Raw genomic sequence first — 23,618 nt, 5'->3', positions numbered from 1 at the left:
TCCTCAACTGCTCGGCTCAGGCGAGCAGTTCGACCTCCGAGACGGTCGCCACGCCGTTCAGCACCAGGCGGTACTTCTCGTACGTACCCGGCCGCCCCACGGAGAACGCGCGCGTCTGCTTGTCCCACGTGAAGGACTCACCCGACCGCTGGTCGAGCGTGCGCCACTTCGTCCCGTCCGAGGAGCCCTGGAGCGTCCAGCCGGTCGGCGCCTTCGTCCGGTCCGAGGAGGTCAGCGTGTACTGGACGGCCTTCGCGCCCGCGGTGACCGGCAGATCCACCGACGTCACCGTCGCCTCCGTGGCCGACGTGTTGTCGAACAGGGCGCCCTCACCCTTCAGCACGTCCGCACGCGGCGTCGGCACCTCGTCGTCCTGGGTGATCGACGGGGGCGCCGCGTTCTTCCCGGTACCCCATCGCGAGGGCCGCGGCCCCATGTCGAACTCCAGGACTCCGCCCTTCGCGATCAGCGAGTGCGGCAGCGAAGTCGACGTCCAGGGACGCCCGTTGACCTTCAGCCCTTGCACGTACACGTTCTTCGCGTTGTTCTTCGGCGCCTTGACGACCAGGTCCCGGCCGTTCTCCAGATGGACCGTCGCCTTGGTGAACAGCGGGGAGCCGACGGCGTATTCGCCGCTGCCCATCACCAGCGGGTAGAAGCCGAGCGCGGAGAACAGGAACCAGGCCGACTGCTCGCCGTTGTCCTCGTCGCCGTGGTAGCCCTGCCCGATCTCGCTGCCGACGTAGAGGCGGGACAGCACGTCACGGACGTTCTTCTGCGTCTTCCACGGCTGCCCGGCCGCGTCGTACATGTAGAGGGCGTGGTGGGCGACCTGGTTGGAGTGCCCGTACATGCCCATCCGGACGTCCCGTGCCTCCGTCATCTCGTGGATGACTCCGCCGTAGGAGCCGACGAACTCGGGCGAGGCCGTCTCGGGGGTGGCGAGATACTCGTCGAGCTTGTCGCCGAGGCCGCCGCGCCCGCCGTAGAGGTTGGCGAGGCCGCGGGAGTCCTGCGGGGCCGTGAACGCGTAGCCCCAGCCGTTGGTCTCGGTGTAGTCGTAGCCCCACACCCTCGGGTCGTACTTCGACGACTCGACCCGCCAGTCACCCTTGGCGTCGCGGCCCTGGAAGAAACCGGCCTCGGAATCGAAGAGGTTCACGTAGTCCTGGGCGCGGTCGAGGAAGTACTCCGACTCCTCCTTGTACCGCTTCTCGCCCGTTTTCTCGTACAGCTTCCGGCCCATCCGAGCGATGCCGTAGTCGTTGAGATAGCCCTCCAGCGCCCACGACAGGCCCTCGTGCGTCTCGGTGCTCGTGTAGCCGAGGAACGGCGAGGTGGTCATGCCCTTGCGGCCCACGCCGGACGAGGGCGGCACCACCGTGGCGTTCTTGACGGCCGCGTCGTACGCCGACTTCGCGTCGAAGCCGACGCCCTTGACGTACGCGTCCGCGAAGGCCACGTCCGACGAGGTGCCGGTCATCAGGTCCGCGTACCCGGGCGAGGACCAGCGGGAGGTCCAGCCGCCGTCCTTGTACTGCTGCACGAACCCGTCGACCATCTCACCCGCCTGACCGGGCGTCAGCAGCGAGTAGGCCGGCCAGGTCGTCCGATACGTGTCCCAGAAACCGTTGTTGACGTACACCTTGCCGTCCACGATCTTCGCGCCGGTGTGCGTGGGGGTGTCCGGGCCCGGCATCGGCGAGAACGGGGAGGCGTACTGGTACTTCGAACCGACCTTCTCGAAGCCGGAGTTGGGGTACAGGTACAGCCGGTACAGGCTGGAGTACAGCGTGGTCAGCTGGTCCGGCGTCGCGCCCTCGACCTCCACCTTGCCGAGGATCCTGTCCCACTGCCGCTGGGCCTTCGACTTCACGGCGTCGAAGGACGTGCCGTCCGGGATCTCCTGCCGCAGGTTGTCCTTCGCCTGATCGACACTGATCAGGGAGGTGGCGATCCGCAGGGTCACGGTCCGGTCGTCGCCGGGCTGGAACCGCAGATAGCCCTTGACCCCGCTCGACGTCCCCTCCGTCACCGGCGCGTCGAACACCCCGTAGACGAACAGCCGGGTCGCGCCCGTCGACAGCCCCGACTTCACGTCGGAGTAACCGGTGAAGGTGCCGGTCTCCTTGTCGAGCGTCAGGCCCGCCTGGTCGGTGACGTTGTCGAACAAGACGCTCGCGTCGTCGCCGGGATAGGTGAAGCGCATGACCGCCGCATGGTCGGTCGGCGCCATCTCCGTCTTGAGACCGTTCTCGAAACGCACCCCGTAGTAGTACGGCCGCGCGGTCTCGTTCTCGTGCCGGAAGGCCAGCTCCCGTGCCTCACGGCCGTTGTCGGGCGTACCCGACGCGGCGGACGGCATCACCTGGAAGGTCTGCCGGTCGCCCATCCAGGGGCTGGGCTCATGGCTCGCGCTGAACGCCTGGATCGTCGGCAGGTTGTCGGCGTTGTTCCCGCGTGCGTAGTCGTAGAGCCAGCTCAGCGAACCCGCGTTCGTCACCGGCGTCCAGAAGTTGAACCCGTGCGGAACGGCCGTCGCGGGGAAGTTGTTGCCGCGCGAGAAGCCACCGCTGGAGTTGGTGCCGCGGGTCGTCACCGCGTAGTCCGACAGATGCGCCTTCGGCTTCTCCCGCGGTACGGCCTTCAGCGCCACGTCATCGAGCCAGCCCCGGAACTTCGCCGGCCCCTTGGGGGAGTCGTACGCCACCAGGATCCGGTCCACGGTCTTCCCGGCCGCGACCGACCCGATCCGCGAGGCCACGTTGTTCCACTGGTTCACGTAGAGGATCTTCGCCGCGCCCTGCCCCTGCGGCGTCAGCGCGAACCCGTGCTGGTCGGTGGCCTTGAGGTCGCTCAGATACGTCCCGTCCGTGAACGCGAGATCGACGGAGACGTTGGTGGCGTCGTAGTCCCGGTCACCGTCCGCCATGGAGGGGAAGATCCGGTACGACAGCTGCGTATCGCGCCCGACGGCCACATCGACGTCGAAGACCTTGTTGTACGAGTACGCCTGCCCGTCGGCGGTGTGCCGCCCGGCGTAGCGCAGCGCCCGCTTGCCGGTGAAGCCCGCGCCCGACTTCGCGGTCGGCGAGCCGCTCGGGCCGCGGTCGACCAGCGAGAGCATGTCCTGCGGGATCGGGTCGCCACCGCCGCCCGTGGAGAACTGGACATCGGCGAGCTGGAGGGCGTCCGAGGCGCCGTTGTTCTTGGTCACGTCGAGCCGGAAGTGCCGGTACTCGGCGACACTGGCTGCCGGGATGTCGTACGTCTTCGTCTGGAACCGCTCGGCGAAGGATTCGCCGGTGCGGGTGTCCAGGGTGGTCCAGTTCGTGCCGTCCGTGGAGCCCTTGAGGGTCCAGTCCACCGGGTCGCGCTCGTCGTGGTCGTTGGCCGACGTCAGCGCGTAGGTGACCACCTTGACCGGCGCGTCCAGATCGAACTCCGCCCAGCCGGTGGGCGCGAAGGTCAGCCACTTGCTGCTCGGCTCGCCGTCGACGAGGTTCTCCTTCACCTCGCCGGCGCCGGTGTTCTCCCCGCTGGCCCGGACGTCCGTGACATGGTCGGTCACATTGCCCGGAATGCCGCTGCTGTACCCGCCGTCGACACCGGAGGCGCGCTTGCTGCCGTCCGGTGCGGTGTCGACGGTGTTCAGCCAGTCGGGCGCCGGATCGCCCGCCTCGAACGAGGAGGCGAACTCCCGGTCGGCCGCTGCTGCCTCGCCGGGCAGCGCCACCGCCACCCCCTGCGAGCTGACGGCCAAAGCAAAGGCGGTCGTCACGACGACCGCCGAACCCCATCTGTGCCGACTTCTGCGCTGCATGAGCAAGCACCCTCCCTGCACCCTGGACAACGTTGTCAATCTCGGTGTGCAAGGACCAGTAGTGGCGCAAGTGGCCAAGCCTGTCAAGGGTGTTGGGTGGGGCATTCGGGGGCAATCCCGAGGATTTATCCGGCAAGGAGGGTGCAGGCCGCTCATATTTCCGCGAGGTCTCAACTCGGAAAAGACCAACAGCCAACCTTGCATTCGATCTTGCTCCGTTGGCGGGAAGTGGACTATACCTGTCGGCAATTCACTCGATCCGAACGTCCTGCACCACCCTGCTTGACCTGACCGCGGTGCCGGGAGGATCCGGTTCACCGCCTGAGTCCTGGAGAAGGCGAGGACTTAGCATGGGATCCACTTCCGGCGTAGGCCATCGCGATCTGATCAGGTGGAGCGCGACCGTCGCTCTGGCCCCGGCGACTGCTTTTCCGGCATCACTCAGCTGATCACCATCGGTGCCGCCGAGCGGCTCCGAGACGACGGCGAAACGCCCCGATGTGTATCTCCGCCGACATCTCAGGCGGAAACCCACACCAGGACGCGCTCAAAGAGAAGTGCGGCAAGCGCATGGCCAACCTGGCCCGGCAGCCGCATACGCAGCAAACCCGTACAGATCCAATCGATCAGTGAGGATGCAGAGATGACCATTCGTGCCGGCTCTCTTGACAGGCGCACGCTCCTGCGTGGGGCGATCGCAACTGCGGCCATGGGTTCGTTCGCGGTTGCGTGTGGCTCTCCCTCCAGCAACGACAACGGTGGCGGCGGCGCGAAGGGCAAGAAGGGGGCCAAGAACCCGTTCGGTGTCGCCGAGAACTCCAAGGTCGAGGCGGCCATCTTCGACGGCGGTTACGGCACCGACTATGTCGACTACGCCAACACGGTCATGGGCCAGCAGGTCAAGGGCGTCAAGGTCCAGGTCAAGCCGGTCGTCGACATCGCTCCCGAGCTCCAGCCCCGGTTCGTCGGCGGCAATCCGCCGGACCTCATCGACAACTCCGGTGAGGACCAGATCGGCTTCCTCGGCATTCTCGACCAGCTCGAGGAGCTCGACGACGTCTTCGAGGCGAACAACTACGAGGGCAAGAAGATCGCCGACACGGTCTACCCCGGCGTCAAGGACCCCGGTACGTTCAAGGATAAGTTCGTCGCGCTCAACTACGTGATGACCGTGTACGGCGTCTGGTACTCGAAGACGCTCTTCGAGGAGAACAACTGGACCCCGCCGAAGACGTGGGATGAGGCGCTCGACCTCGGCCAGAAGGCGAAGAAGAAGGGCAAGTACCTCTTCGTCCACGGCAAGGAGGCGGCGACCTACTACCGCACGCTCCTGATCGACTCGGCGATCAAGGAGGGCGGCGACGAGGTCCGGCTCGCGCTGGAGAACCTGGAGAAGGGCTGCTGGTCGCACCCGGCCATCCAGGGCGTCATCAAGGTCATGGAGACCATGGTCAAGGAGAAGATGTTCGTCCCCGGTGGCTCCGGCACCCAGTTCCAGAAGGCGCAGGCGATCTGGAGCAACGACCAGAAGGCGCTGCTCTACCCGTCCGGTGGCTGGATCGAGAACGAGATGAAGAAGGCCACCAAGGCGGACTTCCAGATGACCGGATTCCCGTCGATGACGCTCACCGACAAGCCGAAGCTGCCCTACGAGGCGCTCCGCGCGGCCGCCGGCGAGCCGTTCATCGTGCCCAAGCAGGGCAAGAACCCGGCCGGCGGCAAGGAAGTGCTGCGGGCGATGCTGTCGGAGAAGGCGGCCGCCAACTTCTCCAAGACGAAGCTGGCCCCGACGATCGTCAAGGGCACCGTGCCCGCCGACGGTTACGGGTCGTCGGCCCTCGTCTCGCAGACGAAGATGCTCGAGGCCGCCGGCACCAACATCTTCACCTACAACTTCGTCGAGGCCTACGGCATGAACACCGACCAGCTGGTGCCGTGGAACTCGTTCCTCTCCGGTGACCTCGACGCCAAGGGCCTGACCTCGGCTCTGCAGAAGATCTCCGACAAGATCCGCGAAGACGACTCCGTCGACAAGATCAAGGTCAGCTAGCACCGCGATGAAAGACACGACCACCATTTCCGACACCGCGAGCGGTCGGCCGACGCCGGCGGCTCGCGGCGGGCGGCCCCGACGCCGCAAGCTCACCTTCGACCGGGTGACGTTCTTCCTCGCGTTCCTCGGTGTCCCGCTGGCCATCTTCGTGACCTTCGTCCTGATCCCCTTCGTCCAGGCGATCTACTGGGGGATGACCGACTGGCGCGGCTTCAGCCCGGACTACAACTTCGTCGGCTTCGACAACTTCACCAAGATGTTCCAGGACGACATCTTCCTGAAGGCGTTGCGCAACGTCGCGTTGCTGGCGGTCTTCGTGCCGTTGGTGACGTTGACGCTCTCCCTCGGGGTCGCGGTGGCCATCACCCTGGGCGGGCCCAGCAAGGGCCCCGTCCGAGGGATCCGGGGAGCGTCGTTCTACCGGATCATCTCGTTCTTCCCCTACGTCGTGCCGGCGATCATCGTCGGCCTGATCTGGGCGCAGATGTACGACCCGAACGCCGGCCTGGTCAACGGCGTCCTCACCGCGCTCGGCCTCGACCAGTTCGACACGTTCGCCTGGCTGGGCGAGACGTCGAGCGCCATGCCGGCCCTGATGTTCGTCATCGTCTGGGGGCTCGTCGGGTTCTACGCGGTGCTCTTCATCGCCGCGATCAAGGGAGTTCCCGCCGAGCTGTACGAGGCGGCCAGGATCGACGGAGCCGGCCGGTTCCGGATGACGATCTCGGTCACCCTGCCGGCGATCCGGGACAGTGTGCAGACGGCGTACATCTACCTGGGCATCGCCGCCCTCGACGCGTTCGTCTACGTACAGGCGATGTTGCCGAACGGTGGACCGAACAACTCGACCCTGACGATCAGTCAGCGGCTGTTCAACGTCGCTTTCGCCAAGCAGCAGTTCGGCTATGCCACCGCGATGGGGGTCGTCCTCGCCGTCGTCACCCTGGTGTTCGCGGCGCTGGTGTTCACCGTCAACCGCCTGACGGGCGGCGGCGAGAGTGAGGGCAAGAAGAAAGCGCCTGGGTTCAGGGCTCGGCGTGCTGCAGCCAAGGGAGGTGCCCAGTGAGCGCCATAGCCGCCGACCGGAAGACGACGAGCGACCGGAAACCGGCGAGTGACCGGAAGCTGACGAGAGGCGTCGCGAGCAGCGACCGCAGGTTCGCGACGATCGCGCACGCCCTGCTGATCCTGTGGTCCGTGATCGTGATTGTGCCCATGCTGTGGGTGCTGGTGTCGTCGTTCAAGTCGACCAGCGAGATCTTGTCGTCGCCATTCGCGCTGCCGGATCGCTGGAGGTTCGAGAACTACGAGCACGCGTGGACCGACGCGAACATCGGGAAGTACTTCCTGAATTCGGTGATCGTCGTTGTCTCCGCGCTGTTCCTGGTGATGCTGCTGGGCGCGATGTGCGCCTACATCCTGGCCCGGTTCGAGTTCCCCGGACGCCGGCTGATCTACTACGTGATGCTCGCCGGGCTGACCTTCCCCGTCTTCCTGGCGATCGTGCCGCTCTTCTTCCAGCTGCAGAACTTCGGGCTCCTGAACACGCGTCCGGGACTCGTCCTCACCTACGTCGCGTTCGCGCTGCCGTTCACGATGTTCTTCCTCTATTCGTTCTTCCGGTCGCTGCCGCATGACGTCTACGAGGCCGCGTTGATCGACGGCGCCGGTGACTGGCGGGCGTTCTTCCAGGTGATGCTGCCGATGGCCCGTCCGGGCATGGCGGCGGTGGCGATCTTCAACTTCCTGGGTCTTTGGAACCAGTTCCTGCTGCCCGTGGCGCTCAACACCGACCAGGACAAGTGGGTCCTGACCCAGGGGATGGCTGCCTACGCGTCCTCGCAGGTCTACGACATCGACTACGGTGCGCTGTTCGCGGCGATCGTGGTCACGGTGGTGCCCGTACTGATCGTGTACATCATCTTCCAGCGCCGGATCGCCGGTTCGGTGTCGCAGGGCACCTTCCGCTGACGCTCACCGTCGCACCGTACGGCCGGCCGGGTCGCTTCGCCGGTCCGGCGGCCGGCGCCATCACGTAACCGCTGCTTCACCCGTTGCGCACAGGGGTCGGGCCCGGAGAGACAACTCTCCGGGCCCGACCCCTGTGTACGGCGGCAGGGACCGATTTCTGTCAAGGGGTTGACGGCATAGGTGCCTTCAGCGGAGTTTGGGGTTCATAACTTGTACAAGGTCCGGTCACTCTCCGCGTGTGACGTGGACCACAGGGGGGCGAAGGGGCTCCCCAGTCAACGGGACGAGGGTGTGGGTCAATGGAGACTCCGGGGTCGCAGTCGTCGCTGCACCGAGCCAACCTCGAGCGGGTCGTCCGGGCCGTACGGCTGGCGGGCTCGCTCACGCAGGCGGAGATCGCGAGGACGACCGGACTGTCCGCGGCGACGGTCTCCAACATCGTCCGGGAGCTCAAGGACGGCGGAACGGTCGAGGTCACGCCCACGTCGGCGGGCGGCCGCAGGGCCCGGAGCGTCTCGCTGAGCGGGGACGCCGGGATCGTGATCGGTGTGGACTTCGGGCATACGCATTTGCGCGTCGCGGTCGGGAATCTCGCCCATCAGGTGCTGGCCGAGGAGGCCGAGCCGCTCGATGTGGACGCCTCCGCCACGCAGAGCTTCGATCGGGCGGAAGAGCTGGTCAACCGGCTGATCGCGGCGACCGGAGTGGACCGTTCCAAGGTCGCGGGCGTGGGCCTGGGCGTGCCGGGACCGATCGACGTCGAGTCGGGCACCCTGGGCTCCACCGCGATCCTGCCGGGCTGGACCGGCACCAAGCCCGCCGAGGAGCTGCGGGGGCGGCTCGGCGTGCCCGTCCATGTCGACAACGACGCCAACCTGGCCGCGCTCGGCGAGATGGTCTGGGGCAGCGGCCGGGGTGCGAGGGACCTGGCGTACATCAAGGTCGCCAGTGGTGTCGGGGCCGGCCTGGTCATCAACGGCAAGATCTACCGCGGCCCGGGTGGCACAGCGGGAGAAATCGGGCATATTACTCTTGATGAGTCCGGTCCCGTCTGCCGCTGCGGCAACCGGGGCTGCCTGGAGACCTTCACGGCCGCGCGCTATGTGCTCCCGCTCCTCCAGTCCAGCCACGGCACCGATCTGACCATGGAAGGCGTCGTGCGGCTGGCACGGGACGGAGACCCGGGCTGCCGTCGGGTGATCGCCGACGTCGGCCGTCACATCGGCAGTGGAGTCGCCAATCTCTGCAATTTGCTCAACCCGAGCCGAGTGGTCCTCGGCGGTGATCTCGCCGAGGCCGGTGAGCTGGTGCTCGGGCCCATCAGGGAGTCGGTCGGCCGGTACGCGATCCCCAGTGCCGCACGTCAGCTCTCGGTGTTGCCAGGGGCACTTGGCGGCCGCGCGGAGGTCCTCGGGGCCCTCGCGCTGGCGCTCAGTGAGATGGGTGATTCGACCCTTTTGGACGGGTCGTTGACGGCCGCTGCCCCTGTCTTCACTTAGAGAACGGATGGCACCGTTGCCAACCCGTTAAGGATTTACTTCTTGACGTCGCACGTGTGGCCGAGTTGACTTCCAGCCACCTCGGCCGCAACGACGCGGCCTCGTCAGGGAGGTTTCTGAAGTGAACACGCGTATGCGTCGTGCCGCCGTTGCCATTGCCGCAGGTGCGATGGCCGTTTCCCTCGCCGCCTGTGGCAGCGCTGAGGAAGCCGACGGCGGCAGCGAGACCGCTGGTACCGCCGCCAAGGGTGACAACATCAAGGTCGGACTCCTGCTCCCGGAGAACAAGACCGCGCGGTACGAGAAGTTCGACCGCCCCTTGATCGAGAAGAAGATCGGGGAGCTGACGAACAACAAGGCGGAGATCCAGTACAACAACGCCCGCCAGGACGCCAACCTCCAGGCCCAGCAGGTCGACACGATGATCACCAACAAGGTGGACGTGCTGATCCTGGACGCCGTGGACGCCAAGGCCATCCAGAACTCCGTGCAGAAGGCCGTGGACGCCGGCATCAAGGTCGTCGCCTACGACCGCCTCGCCGAGGGCCCGATCAGCGCCTACACCTCGTTCGACAACGTGCAGGTCGGCAAGACCCAGGGCGAGGCCCTGCTCAAGGCGCTGGGCGCCAAGGCCAAGGACGGCCAGATCGTCATGATGAACGGCTCCGTCACCGACCCGAACGCCGCCCAGTTCAAGGAGGGCGCGCACTCCGTCCTCGACGGCAAGGTGAACGTCGGCAAGGAGTACGACACCAAGGAGTGGGCGCCGGAGGCCGCCAACGCCAACATGGAGTCGGCGATCTCGGCGCTCGGCAAGGACAAGATCATCGGTGTCTACTCCGCCAACGACGGCATGGCGGGCGGCATCATCACGGCCCTGAAGTCGGCCGGCATCGACGCGCCGGTCACCGGCCAGGACGCCGAACTCGCCGCCGTGCAGCGCATCGTCACCGGCGACCAGTTCATGAGCGTCTACAAGCCGTACGCCCCCGAGGCCAACGCCGCCGCCGAGATGGCCGTCGCGCTCGCCAAGGGTGAGTCCCTGGACTCCATCGCCAAGGACAAGGTCGACAGCGGCAGCGCCAAGGGCGTTCCGTCGGTCCTGGTCCCGGTCACCTCGATGACCCAGGACAACATCAACGACACCGTCATCAAGGACGGCGTCTACACGATCGACGAGATCTGCACGGCCAAGTACAAGTCGGCCTGCGACAAGATCGGTCTGAAGTAAACAGCCGCAAGTCCCTGTGAACGTACGGGAATTCGGGAAGCATTGTCCGAACTCCCGTACCGGGACCGCAGCTCTCCAGGCTCCTCCGGCGCCCCGCATACACACAGCCCCGCAAGCTCGTTGCGGGGCGCCGGACGGAACATCCCCCAATCTTTCTGCACAACCTCCCGCCGGGTCAGGCGGCGAAGGAGATGGTTCACGTGTCCGCTACGCCCGTGCTGGCGTTGCGCGGGGTCTCCAAGCGGTTCGGTGCCGTTCAGGCGCTCACCGACGTAGAGCTTGAGGTCCACGCCGGCGAGGTGATCGCCCTCGTCGGCGACAACGGCGCCGGAAAGTCCACGCTGGTGAAGACGATCGCCGGCGTACATCCCATCGATGAGGGCGTCATCGAATGGGACGGCAAGGCCGTTTCGATCAACCGGCCGCACGACGCCCAGGCCCTGGGCATCGCGACGGTCTACCAGGACCTCGCGCTGTGCGACAACATCGATGTCGTCGGCAACCTCTTCCTCGGCCGTGAGCTGAAGAAGTGGGGCGTCCTCAACGAGGTGGAGATGGAGCGCCGCTCTCAGGAGTTGCTGAAGACGCTTTCCATCCGCATCCCCAGCGTCCGTATCCCGATCGCCTCGCTCTCCGGCGGTCAGCGCCAGACCGTGGCCATCGCCCGGTCGATGCTCGGAGAGCCCAAGCTGGTCATTCTCGACGAGCCCACCGCGGCCCTCGGTGTCGAGCAGACCGCCCAGGTCCTCGACCTGGTGGAGCGGCTGCGTGAGCGCGGCCACGCGGTCATCCTCATCAGCCACAACATGGCCGATGTGAAGGCCGTGGCCGACAAGGTCGCCGTGTTGCGACTGGGCCAGAACAACGGCGTCTTCGAGGTCAAGACGACCTCGCAGGAGGAGATCATCTCCGCCATCACCGGCGCCACCGACAATGCCGTGACCCGCCGTGCGGCGCGCACGACCGGGGAGGTTCAGCAGTGAGCATCGACAAGACCTCCGCGTCCCCGCAGGACGCGCACGCCGTCGAGAACCCCGAGGCCGCCGCGGCCGCGGTGACCGCGGTCGACCCACGGCTCCTGGTGCGCGAGCGGGGCCTGGCCGGCTACCTCGGCGAGTTCAAGCGGAAGATCAAGGCGGGCGAGCTGGGCTCCCTGCCGGTGATCGTCGGCCTGGTCGTCATCTGCGTCGTCTTCCAGTCCCTCAACTCGCAGTTCCTGTCCGCGCAGAACATCAGTGACATCACCGTCACGATGGTCGGTACGGGCATGATCTCCGTCGGCATCGTCTTCGTGCTGCTGCTCGGCGAGATCGACCTGTCGGTCGGCTCGGTCAGCGGCGCGGCCAGCGCCATCGCGGCCGTCCTCGCCGTCAACCAGGGCTGGCCCGAGTGGATGGCGGTGCTCTTCGCCGTCGCCGCGGGTGCGGCCATCGGCGCGGCACACGGCTTCTTCTTCGCGGTGCTCGGCGCTCCCGCCTTCGCCGTGACCCTGGCGGGTCTGCTGTTCTGGCTGGGCTTCATGCTCCAGACGCTCGGCGAGAACGGCACGATCAACCTCGACAGCGACGGCTTCATCGGCAATCTGACCACGTACTTCTTCAGCGACGTGGCCGCCGCGTACGGTCTCGCGATCGTGATGGTCGCCGTCTTCTTCATCACGTCGTTCCTGGGCAACCGGCGCCGCGAGGCGGCGGGCGTTCCGTCCCGGCCGCTCAGCGACACGCTCATGCGCACGGTGCTGCTGGCCATCGTCTCCTTCGCCGCGGCGGCCATGTACAACCAGTACAAGGGCCTGCCGCTGGCCACGGTGATCTTCCTGGGCTTCCTGTTCCTGACCGACTTCGTGCTGCGGCGTACCTCGTACGGCCGCAAGATCTTCGCCCTCGGCGGCAGCGTGGAGGCGTCCCGCCGTGCGGGTATCAACGTCACCGCGATCCGGATCTCGGTGTTCGCGATCTCGGGTGGTTTCGCGGCGATCGGCGGTCTGTTCCTGGCCTCGAAGATCGCGTCCGCCAACCAGAGCGCCGGTACGGGTGACCTGCTGATGAACGCGATCGCCGCGGCGGTCATCGGTGGTACGTCGCTGTTCGGTGGGCGTGGGCGTACGTGGAACGCGCTGCTGGGTGTGCTGGTGATCGTGTCGATCCAGTACGGGCTTCAGTTGGAGTCCATCGCGGAGCCGGTGAAGTACATGATCACTGCGGGTGTTCTGCTGACGACGGTGGTCATTGACTCGATCACCCGTAAGACGCAGAAGACGGCAGGTCGTGCCTAGACAGGTCGTTCGCGGGCTGCCGGCCGGTTGTGGCTGGTCGCGCAGTTCCCCGCGCCCCTGACGGGGCGCGACTGTTGCCCGGCATCTTCAGGTGCCGGGCAACAGGCATGTCGTAGGAATGCCACAACTTGGGTACAGCCGATCGCGTGACCTATGACGCACCGCCCGGGCATCGCCCGCTCAGGCGGAACATTAGACTCGACAGGCCCGGCAACAGCTCGATCAGCTCTACTGCAAGGAGGCACGGGTGCCGCTGCTGACCCGCATCAGGGGACCGCGTGATCTTGACCGGCTCAGCCTGGAGGAGCTGGCCCTGCTGGCGGAGGAGATCCGGAGCTTCCTGGTCGAAGCCGTCTCCAAGACCGGCGGCCACCTCGGCCCGAACCTCGGCGTGGTCGAGCTCACCATCGCGCTGCACCGGGTCTTCGAGTCACCCAAGGACAAGGTGCTCTGGGACACCGGCCACCAGTCCTATGTGCACAAGCTGCTCACCGGCCGCCAGGACTTCAGCAGGCTGAAGATGAAGGGCGGTCTGTCCGGCTACCCCTCGCAGGCCGAGTCCGAGCACGACGTCATCGAGAACTCGCACGCCTCCACGGTCCTCGGCTGGGCCGACGGCCTCGCGAAAGCGAACGAGATCCGTAAACGCGACGACCACGTGGTCGCCGTGATCGGTGACGGCGCCCTGACCGGCGGCATGGCCTGGGAAGCCCTCAACAACATCGCCGAGGCCAAGGACCGCCCGCTGGTCATCGTCGTCAACGACAACGAGCGGTCGTATGCGCCCACCATCGGCGGTCTCGCCAACCACCTGGCCACGCTGCGGACGACCGACGGGTACGAGCGCTTCCTCACCCGGACGAAGGAGATCCTCGACCGCACGCCGGTCGTCGGCAGGCCGCTCTACGAGACCCTCCACGGCGCCAAGAAGGGCCTGAAGGACTTCATCGCACCCCAGGGCATGTTCGAGGACCTCGGCCTGAAGTACGTCGGCCCGATCGACGGCCATGACATCGAGGCCCTGGAGTCCGCGCTGGCGCGGGCGAAGCGCTTCGGCGGGCCCGTCATCGTGCACTGCCTCACCGAGAAGGGCCGCGGCTACCAGCCCGCCCTCCAGGACGAGGCCGACCGCTTCCACGCCGTCGGCAAGATCCACCCCGACACGGGCCTGCCGATCGCCTCCTCCGGCGCCGACTGGACCTCCGTCTTCGGCGAGGAGATGGTCAAGCTCGGCAAGGAGCGCGAGGACATCGTCGCCATCACCGCGGCCATGCTCCAGCCGGTCGGCCTCGAGAAGTTCGCCAAGGCCTTCCCGGAGCGGGTCTACGACGTCGGGATCGCCGAGCAGCACGGCGCCGTCTCCGCGGCGGGCCTGGCCACGGGCGGTCTGCATCCGGTGTTCGCGGTGTACGCCACATTCCTCAACCGTGCCTTCGACCAGGTCCTGATGGATGTCGCCCTCCACAAGTGTGGTGTGACGTTCGTACTGGACCGGGCCGGCGTCACCGGCACCGACGGCGCCTCCCACAACGGCATGTGGGACATGTCGATCCTCCAGGTCGTCCCCGGGCTGCGGCTGGCCGCCCCGCGCGACGCCGACCAGGTCCGTGCCCAGCTGCGCGAGGCCGTCGACGTGACCGACGCGCCGACCGTGGTCCGCTTCTCGAAGGGCGCCGTCGGCCCCGCCGTACCCGCCGTGGGCCGCGTCGGCGGCATGGACGTACTGCGCGAGCCGGGGACGGAGACGCCGGACGTGCTCCTGGTCTCGGTGGGCGCCCTGGCGCCGATGTGCCTGGAGATCGCCTCCCTGCTCGACAAGCAGGGCATCTCCACGACCGTCGTCGACCCGCGCTGGGTCAAGCCCGTCGACGAGGCCATGGCGCCCCTCGCCGAGCGGCACCGCGTGGTCGTCACCGTCGAGGACAACTCCCGCGTCGGCGGTGTCGGTTCGACGATCGCCCAGGCCCTGCGCGACGCCGGCGTCGACGTCCCGCTGCGTGACTTCGGCATCCCGCCGCGCTTCCTCGACCACGCCTCCCGCAAGGAGGTCATGGCCGAGATCGGGCTGACCGCCCCCGACATCGCCCGCCAGGTCACCGGACTGGTCTCCAAGCTGGACGGCCGTTTCGACCGTCCGGAGGCCACCGTGGAGCCCGCGCGCGACTAGCACCTCACCCCGCGTCCGGATGGGCCGGTTCCACCACCGCGAAGGGTGGTGAAACCGGCCCATCCGTGTGAAACGAACCGCGCCGGGGCATACGCACCACGCCCCCTCTCGATCATGTCGAGGACGACACAGCGTGGGAGGTACGCCCGTGAGCAGCACCCTCTTCAGGACGAAGAAGGTCGAGCAGTCCATCCTCGATACCGAGGAACCCGAGCACGCGCTCAAGAAATCCTTGTCCGCGCTCGATCTGACGGTGTTCGGCGTCGGCGTCATCATCGGCACCGGCATCTTCGTCCTCACCGGCACGGTCGCCAAGAACAACGCCGGTCCCTCCGTCGCGCTGGCCTTCGTCGCGGCCGGCGTCGTCTGCGCGCTCGCCGCGCTCTGCTACGCCGAGTTCGCCTCCACGGTCCCGGTGGCGGGCTCCGCGTACACGTTCTCGTACGCCTCTCTCGGCGAACTGCCGGCCTGGACCATCGGCTGGGACCTGGTCCTGGAGTTCGCGCTCGGCACGGCGGTGGTGGCCGTCGGCTGGTCCGGCTACATCGCCTCGCTGATGGACAACGCGGGCTGGGAGCTGCCCGAGGCGCTCGGCACCAGAGACGGCGCCGACGGCTTCGGCTTCGACATCCTCGCCGCCGCGCTCGTCCTGCTGCTCACCGCCATCCTCGTGGTCGGCACCAAGCTCTCCGCGCGGGTCACCTCGCTCGTCGTCGCCATCAAGGTGACGGTGGTGCTGACCGTGATCATCGCGGGCGCCTTCTTCATCGACGGCGACAACTACGACCCGTTCATCCCGAAGGCGCAGGCCGTGGATGCGGGGGAGAGCCTGCAATCCCCGCTCATCCAGTTGATGTTCGGCTGGGCGCCCTCCAACTTCGGCGTGATGGGCATCTTCACCGCCGCCTCCGTCGTCTTCTTCGCCTTCATCGGCTTCGACGTCGTCGCCACGGCCGCCGAGGAGACCAAGAACCCACAGCGCGACATGCCCCGCGGCATCCTCGGCTCGCTCGTCATCTGCACGGCCCTGTATGTCGCCGTGTCGATCGTCGTGACCGGCATGCAGCACTACACCGATCTGTCCATCACCGCCCCGCTCGCGGACGCCTTCAAGGCCACCGGGCATCCCTGGTTCGCGGGCTTCATCAGCTTCGGCGCCGCGGTCGGCCTGACGACGGTCTGCATGATCCTGCTGCTCGGCCAGACCCGGGTCTTCTTCGCGATGAGCCGTGACGGACTGCTGCCGCGCTTCTTCTCCCACGTCCATCCGCGGTTCAAGACCCCGCACCGGCCGACCATCCTGCTCGGCGTGCTCATCGCGATCCTCGCCGGCTTCACCCCGCTCAGCGAGCTGGCGGAGCTGGTGAACATCGGCACGTTGTTCGCCTTCGTGGTCGTCGCGATCGGCGTGATCATCCTGCGGCGTAGCCGCCCCGACCTGCACCGGGCCTTCCGCACCCCGTGGGTGCCGTTCATCCCGATCCTGTCGGTGTGCGCCTCGCTGTGGCTGATGCTCAACCTGCCCGCCGAGACCTGGGTCCGCTTCGCCGTCTGGATGGCCGCCGGCTTCGTCGTGTACTTCGTCTACGGCCGCTCCCACAGCCGTCTCGGACGGCACGCGGAGACGAAGGTCAGCGACGTGGTGAAGCCGCCGAAGCCCGGAGACGCCCAGTAGCGGGCCCAGCCACCGATCCGGCCCCGCGGCCCGCTCCGGCGGAGACTGCGGGGTCGGTAGGCGGGTCGGTAGGCTCACCGGACACATACCCGACCGGAACGGCGAGCCATCAGTGATCCGAGACCTGTACAACGTGCGGTACACGGGAGGCGAAGAGTCCACCCCGCTCAGCGACGAGGAGGAACAGCGCACCAGGTCGGCCCTGTTCCACGAACTGGGCAACCAGATCGCCGAACGCGGCTGGACCCGCTTCCCCGCCTACACCCCGCAGGAGCGCCGCCGCCTGGTCGACGTGGCCCAGCGCCTCACCGCCCACTGGGGGCAGCGGGTGACGGTGGAGGCCGAGGACCAGTGCGGGATGCGGCTGTCGCTCGCCGGGTACGAGATCACCGGCGGCGGACCGACCGGGGGCCGGTGACCTCCGCGCCCAACTCCGTCACCCGGCGCCGCAGTTCACGGTCGGCCGTGACGACGAGACAGTCCCGACCGCTCGCCCGCGCGACCAACTCGACCATGTGATCGTCCCCGCTCCCACTCGCCCCCTCGACCCGCACGCCGGGCACGGACGCGACCCCCCGAGCGGCCCCCTCCACGACGAGCACGATCTCCACGGGCCCGAGATGCCCCGGCACCCCATCAGCAGCCAGCACATCCCGCAACCGCTCCGCGGCCCCCCGCCGATCCCGCCACCACCCATCGGGAACCGACCCGACGACATTCGCCGCGTCGACGATGACAAGCAGCGGAGATTCATCACCCATGGGCCTAGGGTCGCACGCGGCGCCCGCCAAGCTGCGGACCCCCGTCCCGCTCAGCTGCGGGCAGCCGTGCGGCCTGGATCGGCGCCCACCCAGCAGCCGACGGGCTGCCGTCCCGCCAAGCTGCGCCCCCCGTCCCGCTCAGCTGCGGGCAGCCGTGCGGCCTGGATCGGCGCCCACCCAGCAGCCGACGGGCTGCCGTCCCGCCAAGCTGCGACCCCCGTACCGCCCAGCTGCGGGCATGCGTGCGGTCTGGGTCGGCGCTCCACCCTGCAGGCGGTGGGTTGCCGTCGCCTCAAGCTGCGACCCCCGTACCGCCCAGCTGCGGGCATGCGTGCCGCCTGGGGCGGCACGGGTGGGCGCAGGCGGCACCCCGTCAGCGCCGGGCTGCGCGACCCACCCCCGCCTCAGCCCTCGCGCCGGGCTGCGTGACCCACCCGCCTCAGCCACCCCGCCGGGCCGCGCGACCCACCTCCGCCCAGCCCCACCCCGCCGCTCAGTCCTCCGACTTCTCGTCAAAGCTGGCGAAATACGCTGCCACCATGTCCTCGCCCCCATGCCCCTGCACAACAGCCCGCTCCAACCGCTCCGCACCGGCAGCCGCGACATCCAGCCGTACCCCCCGCCGCTCAGCCGCCTCGACGATAAGCCGCGCGTCCTTCGCGGCGGTCGTCACGGCGAACTGAGGGGGCGTCAGGCGGTTCTCCAGCACGAGCCCGGCCTTCGCCCGCAGGTAGCCCATGTCGAGCGGCCCGCCCGCGATGAGGTCGAAGAACCCCTGCGGATCCACCTCGAGCGCCTTGGCCAGCGCCAGCACCTCACCGGTGGCGTTGGTCGCGGCGATCACCCAACTGTTGGCGACCAGCTTCAGCCGCGTCGCGGTACCCGCCGCCCCGTCCTCCCCGGTCCACACGGTGCGCGCACCGACCGCGTCGAACACCGGCGTCACGGTCTCCCGCCCCCGCTCCGGCCCGGCGGCGAGCACGGTGAGCTGCCCGGCCTCGGCGGGCTGCCGGGTGCCCAGGACGGGCGCGTCGTAGAACACCAGGTCGTGTCCCTCGGCGAAGGCGGCCAGATCGGCGATCGAGTCGAGACCGGCGGTGGTGGACTGCACCCAGACGGCACCGGGACGCAGGCCGGACGCGGCCTCGTCCATGACGTCCAGCGCGGCGGGACCGTCGTACAGCATGGTCAGTACGACATCGGCACCCCGGACGGCGTCGGCGGGCGTGTCTGCGATGTACGCGCCGTCGGCGGCGAGGGGCTCCGCCTTGGCGCGGGTGCGGTTCCAGGCCCGCACGGCGAGGCCGGACTTCGCGAGGTTACGGGCCATCGCGGCCCCCATGATCCCGGTGCCCAGGACGCTCACGGTCAGCTGGTCGGTCATCTGCGTCAACTTTCTGTGTCGCGGGTGTGCGCGCGTGCCACGTCTGTCCAACGTAGAGGAATGCCTGCCCGGTTTCGGCGCCGGAAGACGCGGGCGCGGCCGTCCGGCCGCGCGGGAGAAGTGTCGGCCCCGAACGGCTGTGACCAGGCGGGGGCCGATCCCCGGTCCGCGGTTCGGCCCGAATAGAGTGAGGCGGTGAACGGCGACTGGCTCATCCGCGGCCGCGACGGCCGCCTCGGCGTCTACTGGCTGTCGGACGACGCCGTCCTGTGCCGGGCGGAACGCGTCCCCGGCGGCCCGTGGGACGCCCCGCGCCGCGTGGGCGGCGAGCAGAGTGTGCAGGCAGGGTTCGCGGTCGGCCAAGGTGCCGACGGCTACGCCCATCTGGTCGCCTGGCGGCCCACGGTGCGGGGCGAGTCGGGCCTGGTGCACTCCACACACTTCCGGCCCCTGCTCGCGCCCCTGGACTGGATCCCGATCGGCCATCCCCAGAAGAACGGCGAGCGGAGCGGCACGCCCGCCGTCGCCGTCGACGCCGAGGGCCGGGCGTACCTCTTCGTGCGCAACCGCAGCAAGGGCGTCCACACCATCAACCAGAAGGAACGCGGCGGCTGGAACGCCTGGCACAACCTCAGAGGCTCCAGGGTGCACGAGGAACTCGTCGCCGTCACCGGGGAGTCGGGCCTCGTCGAGGTGTACGCCACCAACCCCGACGGGATCCTGAGCTGGCATCAGCAGGAAGCCGGCGCCCGCCCGATCGCGGCCGATCCCCTGCCCGTCCGCATCGAGCCGGGCACGCTGAGCGCGCTGCCGACCTCGAAGGAGCAGACGACGCTGTTCTTCGCGGACCCCGAGGGCATGCTGTACGCGTGGCGGCCGGGCGGCGATCCGGTCGCGCTCATCGCCGCCGTGGGCCCCGGCCCGGTGGCCACCGCCCGCTGTGTCCTGGACGGCCACGACTGCACCCTGCTCGCACAGCGCTCGGCCTCCGGCCGTGTCGCCTTCGCCGCCTACCCGACCGAACTGGAGTCGGCGGGCCTGTGGTGGACCGAGTCCGGCCCGCAGCTCCCGTCAGGCACCCGGGTCGCCCTGGCGGAGGACGCCGAGGGACGCGTCGTGGCCGCCAGCATGACCCCGGACGGCGTCCTGCGCCTCGCCCGCCAGAAGGACGAGCCCGGCCTCGCACTCGCCGCCTGGCAGGAAGACCTCTAGCGACGACAACGCCGGTGCCCCGCACACCGGTTGGCGTGCGGGGCACCGACGTACATCATCAGCGGTTATACGGGGACGCTGGCCACGCCCGCCTCCAGGAACCGCTTCCCGTTCACGCGCTCCGACACGCCCTCGCGGTCCAGGTACGGCGTGATGCCGCCCAGGTGGAAGGGCCAGCCGGCGCCGGTGATCAGGCAGAGGTCGATGTCCTGGGCCTCGGCGACGACACCCTCGTCGAGCATGAGCCCGATCTCCTGTGCCACCGCGTCCAGGACGCGCGCCCGCACCTGCTCCTCGGTCAGGACGACATCGCCCTGCTTGAGCAGCGCGGCAACCTCGGGGTCGAGCTCCGGCTTCCCGGAGTCGTACACGTAGAAGCCGCGCTTGCCCGCCTTGACGACGGCCGCGAGGTTCGGGGAGACCGTGAAGCGGTCCGGGAAGGCCCGGTTGAGGGTCTCCGAGACGTGCAGACCGATCGCGGGACCGACCAGCTCCAGGAGGACGAGAGGAGACATCGGCAGGCCCAGGGGCTCCACCGCCTTCTCCGCCACCTCGACCGGCGTGCCCTCGTCGATGACGTTCTGGATCTCGCCCATGAAGCGGGTGAGGATGCGGTTCACGACGAACGCCGGGGCGTCCTTCACCAGAACCGCCGTCTTCTTCAGCTTCTTGGCGACGGCGAACGCCGTGGCCAGCGAGGCGTCGTCGGTCTGCTCGCCGCGGACGATCTCAAGGAGCGGCAGGACGGCGACCGGGTTGAAGAAGTGGAAACCGACGACCCGCTCGGGGTTCTTGAGCTTCGACGCCATCTCGGACACCGAGAGCGACGAGGTGTTCGTCGCGAAGATCGCGTGCGCCGGAGCGACCGCCTCGACCTCCGCGAACACCTGCTGCTTGACGCCGATCTCCTCGAACACGGCCTCGATGACGAAGTCGGCGTCAGAGAAGCCCTCGGCCTTGTCCAGGACACCGCTGACCAGAGCCTTCAGACGGTTGGCCTTGTCCTGGTTGATACGGCCCTTGCCGAGCAGCTTCTCGATCTCGGCGTGGACGTAGCCCACACCCTTGTCGACGCGCTCCTGGTCGATGTCGGTCAGCACGACCGGCACCTCCAGGCGACGCAGGAAGAGGAGAGCCAGCTGCGATGCCATCAGGCCCGCGCCGACCACGCCCACCTTGGTGACCGGACGCGCCAGGTTCTTGTCCGGCGCACCCGCCGGGCGCTTGCCGCGCTTCTGCACCAGGTTGAACGCGTAGATACCGGCGCGCAGTTCGCCACCCATGATCAGGTCGGCGAGCGCCTTGTCTTCGGCGTCGTACCCCTGCTGAAGGTCGCCGTTCTTGGCGGCGGCGATGATGTCGAGGGCGCGGTAGGCGGCCGGAGCGGCCCCGTGCACCTTGCCGTCCGCGATGAAACGGCCCTTGGCGACAGCCTGGTCCCAGGCCTCACCGCGGTCGATCACCGGACGCTCGACCTCGACGTCGCCCTTGAGTACCTGGGCGGTCCAGATCAGCGACTGCTCCAGGAAGTCGGCGCCCTCGAAGATGGCGTCGGCGATACCGAGGTCGTAGACCTGCTGGCCCTTGAGCTGCTTGTTCTGGTTGAGGCTGTTCTCGATGATCACCGAGACGGCCTTGTCGGCGCCGATCAGGTTCGGCAGCAGCGTGCAGCCGCCCCAGCCGGGGACCAGGCCAAGGAAGACCTCGGGGAGCGAGAAGGCGGGCAGCGCCTTGGAGACGGTCCGGTACTCGCAGTGCAGACCGACCTCGACGCCACCGCCCATGGCCGCGCCGTTGTAGTACGCGAAGGTCGGCACCGCGAGGCCCGCGAGGCGCTTGAAGACCTCATGGCCGCCCTTGCCGATGGCGAGCGCGTCGTCGTGGTTCTTCAGCAGCTCGACGCCCTTGAGGTCGGCGCCGACGGCGAAGATGAACGGCTTGCCGGTGACACCGACACCGACGATCTCGCCGGCCGCGGCCTCCTGCTCGACCTGGTCGATGGCGGTGTTGAGGTTCGCCAGCGAGGCCGGGCCGAAGGTGGTCGGCTTGGTGTGGTCGAAGCCGTTGTCGAGCGTGATCAGCGCGAAGCGCCCGGCGCCGTACGGCAGGTCGAGGTGGCGTACGTGCGCCTGGGTGACGACCTCGTCCGGGAACAGCTCGGCCGCGCCCTTCAGGAGTTCAGCGGTGCTCACTTGTTGCCTCCGGCGTCCTTGTGGTGCGGGTTCTCCCAGATCACCGTGGCGCCCATGCCGAAGCCGACGCACATGGTGGTGAGGCCGTAACGGACCTCCGGCTGCTCCTCGAACTGGCGGGCCAGCTGCGTCATCAGGCGGACGCCGGAGGAGGCGAGCGGGTGACCGTAGGCGATGGCGCCGCCGTACTGGTTGACGCGCGCGTCGTCGTCGGCGATGCCGTAGTGCTCGAGGAAGGCCAGGACCTGGACGGCGAAGGCCTCGTTGATCTCGAAGAGGTTGATGTCCTCGATCGACAGACCGGCCTGGGCCAGCGCCTTCTCGGTCGCCGGGATCGGGCCGTAGCCCATGACCTCCGGCTCGACGCCCGCGAAGGCGTAGGAAACCAGGCGCATCTTGACCGGCAGGTTGTGCTCGCGGGCGAAGTCCTCGCTCGCGATGACCGACGCGGTGGCGCCGTCGTTCAGACCGGCCGCGTTACCCGCGGTGACCCGGCCGTGCACGCGGAACGGGGTCTTGAGACCGGCGAGGTTCTCCAGGGTGGTCCCCGGGCGCATCGGCTCGTCGGCGGTGACCAGGCCCCAGCCGGTCTCACCGGCCTCCGGGTTGCTCCGGCGCACCGAGATCGGCACCAGGTCCTGCTGGATCTTGCCGTTGGCGTACGCCTTCGCGGCCTTCTCCTGCGAGCGCACGGCGTATTCGTCGGCGCGCTGCTTGGTGATGGTCGGGTAGCGGTCGTGCAGGTTCTCGGCGGTCATGCCCATGAACAGGGCGGACTCGTCGACCAGCTTCTCGCTGACGAACCGCGGGTTCGGGTCCACGCCCTCGCCCATAGGGTGCCGGCCCATGTGCTCGACACCACCGGCGATGACGGCGTCGTACGCACCGAAGGCGATGGAGCCCGCGGTGGTGGTGACGGCGGTCAGCGCACCGGCGCACATGCGGTCGATCGAGTAGCCGGGCACCGACTGCGGCAGACCGGCGAGAATGCCCGCCGTCCGGCCGAGGGTCAGGCCCTGGTCGCCGATCTGCGTGGTCGCGGCGATGGCGACCTCGTCGATCTTCTTCGGGTCGAGACCGGGGTTGCGGCGCAGCAGCTCCCGGATCGCCTTCACGACAAGGTCGTCGGCGCGGGTCTCGTGGTAGATGCCCTTCGGGCCCGCCTTGCCGAACGGGGTGCGGACGCCGTCGACGAAGACGACATCCCTGACGGTACGAGGCACGATGGCTCTCCTCCAGAGGTGCGGGATCTGCACTGCTGCGTTGCAAGCGCTGAGCGCGCGCTCAGGCCCATGCTACTTGTGGGTAACGTAGCTGCACACCCCTGGCAGGGGGAGCGGCGAAGGTCACATCGAAATGGCTGTATCGATGTGCG

General features: G+C 68.2%; 16 protein-coding genes. 11 read left to right on the top strand and 5 right to left on the bottom strand.

From position 1 onward, the window contains the following. Positions 1 to 16: 16 nt before the first annotated feature. Positions 17 to 3,823 carry a GH92 family glycosyl hydrolase gene (locus KCH48_RS35090; RefSeq protein WP_210580907.1) on the bottom strand — a complete coding sequence of 1,269 codons (3,807 nt, stop codon included), beginning with the start codon at positions 3,821 to 3,823 and terminating at the stop codon, positions 17 to 19. Between the two features lie 643 nt (positions 3,824 to 4,466). Between KCH48_RS35090 and ngcE the strand changes: the two genes are divergently transcribed. The 10 genes from ngcE (at position 4,467) to KCH48_RS35040 (ending at position 17,112) form a co-directional block, all read left to right on the top strand. Beyond that, on the top strand, positions 4,467 to 5,873 hold the full coding sequence (gene ngcE, locus KCH48_RS35085) for an N-acetylglucosamine/diacetylchitobiose ABC transporter substrate-binding protein (protein ID WP_246886341.1): 1,407 nt from the start codon (positions 4,467 to 4,469) through the stop codon (positions 5,871 to 5,873). 7 nt (positions 5,874 to 5,880) lie between these two features. Next, positions 5,881 to 6,942, top strand: coding sequence for a carbohydrate ABC transporter permease (locus KCH48_RS35080; protein WP_210580906.1), 1,062 nt, complete (start codon positions 5,881 to 5,883; stop codon positions 6,940 to 6,942). Beyond that, on the top strand, positions 6,939 to 7,847 hold the full coding sequence (locus KCH48_RS35075) for a carbohydrate ABC transporter permease (RefSeq protein ID WP_210580903.1): 909 nt from the start codon (positions 6,939 to 6,941) through the stop codon (positions 7,845 to 7,847). Before KCH48_RS35080 ends, KCH48_RS35075 begins: the two co-directional genes overlap by 4 nt. 299 nt (positions 7,848 to 8,146) lie before the next feature. Next, positions 8,147 to 9,346 carry an ROK family transcriptional regulator gene (locus KCH48_RS35070; protein ID WP_210580901.1) on the top strand — a complete coding sequence of 400 codons (1,200 nt, stop codon included), beginning with the start codon at positions 8,147 to 8,149 and terminating at the stop codon, positions 9,344 to 9,346. Between the two features lie 133 nt (positions 9,347 to 9,479). Further along, positions 9,480 to 10,577, top strand: coding sequence for a substrate-binding domain-containing protein (locus KCH48_RS35065; protein WP_210580962.1), 1,098 nt, complete (start codon positions 9,480 to 9,482; stop codon positions 10,575 to 10,577). Between the two features lie 191 nt (positions 10,578 to 10,768). Continuing rightward, positions 10,769 to 11,560, top strand: a complete 792-nt coding sequence (locus KCH48_RS35060; protein WP_210580900.1) for an ATP-binding cassette domain-containing protein — start codon at positions 10,769 to 10,771, stop codon at positions 11,558 to 11,560. Next, positions 11,557 to 12,852: a sugar ABC transporter permease gene (locus KCH48_RS35055; RefSeq protein ID WP_210580898.1), complete on the top strand. Its 1,296-nt coding sequence runs from the start codon at positions 11,557 to 11,559 to the stop codon at positions 12,850 to 12,852. Before KCH48_RS35060 ends, KCH48_RS35055 begins: the two co-directional genes overlap by 4 nt. Before the next feature lie 247 nt (positions 12,853 to 13,099). Continuing rightward, on the top strand, positions 13,100 to 15,019 hold the full coding sequence (dxs, locus tag KCH48_RS35050; RefSeq protein ID WP_210580896.1) for a 1-deoxy-D-xylulose-5-phosphate synthase: 1,920 nt from the start codon (positions 13,100 to 13,102) through the stop codon (positions 15,017 to 15,019). A gap of 148 nt (positions 15,020 to 15,167) precedes the next feature. Beyond that, positions 15,168 to 16,694 (top strand): amino acid permease, encoded by a 1,527-nt coding sequence (locus tag KCH48_RS35045; protein WP_210580895.1) that lies wholly within the window; start codon positions 15,168 to 15,170, stop codon positions 16,692 to 16,694. A 112-nt stretch (positions 16,695 to 16,806) separates the two neighbouring features. After that, positions 16,807 to 17,112, top strand: a complete 306-nt coding sequence (locus tag KCH48_RS35040; protein ID WP_210580893.1) for a hypothetical protein — start codon at positions 16,807 to 16,809, stop codon at positions 17,110 to 17,112. Here the strand turns inward: KCH48_RS35040 and KCH48_RS35035 are convergent. Further along, positions 17,081 to 17,455, bottom strand: a complete 375-nt coding sequence (locus KCH48_RS35035; RefSeq protein ID WP_210580891.1) for an NTP pyrophosphohydrolase — start codon at positions 17,453 to 17,455, stop codon at positions 17,081 to 17,083. The two genes, KCH48_RS35040 and KCH48_RS35035, sit on opposite strands and share 32 nt — an antisense overlap. A 493-nt stretch (positions 17,456 to 17,948) precedes the next feature. After that, complete coding sequence (locus KCH48_RS35030) at positions 17,949 to 18,890, bottom strand: NAD(P)-dependent oxidoreductase (RefSeq protein ID WP_374104743.1); 942 nt, start codon at positions 18,888 to 18,890, stop codon at positions 17,949 to 17,951. 144 nt (positions 18,891 to 19,034) lie between these two features. Between KCH48_RS35030 and KCH48_RS35025 the strand changes: the two genes are divergently transcribed. Continuing rightward, positions 19,035 to 20,051 carry a hypothetical protein gene (locus KCH48_RS35025; protein WP_210580887.1) on the top strand — a complete coding sequence of 339 codons (1,017 nt, stop codon included), beginning with the start codon at positions 19,035 to 19,037 and terminating at the stop codon, positions 20,049 to 20,051. Between the two features lie 65 nt (positions 20,052 to 20,116). On the opposite strand, the gene KCH48_RS35020 is transcribed toward KCH48_RS35025, so the two are convergent. Together KCH48_RS35020 and KCH48_RS35015 are read right to left on the bottom strand one after the other, a co-directional pair. Continuing rightward, positions 20,117 to 22,243: a 3-hydroxyacyl-CoA dehydrogenase NAD-binding domain-containing protein gene (locus KCH48_RS35020; RefSeq protein ID WP_210580885.1), complete on the bottom strand. Its 2,127-nt coding sequence runs from the start codon at positions 22,241 to 22,243 to the stop codon at positions 20,117 to 20,119. Continuing rightward, positions 22,240 to 23,466, bottom strand: a complete 1,227-nt coding sequence (locus KCH48_RS35015) for an acetyl-CoA C-acyltransferase (protein ID WP_210580883.1) — start codon at positions 23,464 to 23,466, stop codon at positions 22,240 to 22,242. The genes KCH48_RS35020 and KCH48_RS35015 overlap by 4 nt, the downstream gene beginning before the upstream one ends. Positions 23,467 to 23,618: the final 152 nt, after the last annotated feature.

The organism is Streptomyces sp. GESEQ-4, assembly GCF_017948455.1.
GTDB lineage: Bacteria > Actinomycetota > Actinomycetes > Streptomycetales > Streptomycetaceae > Streptomyces.
The sequence above is the reverse complement of the archived record's forward strand: the minus strand, read 5'-3'. Positions and strand labels throughout refer to the sequence as shown.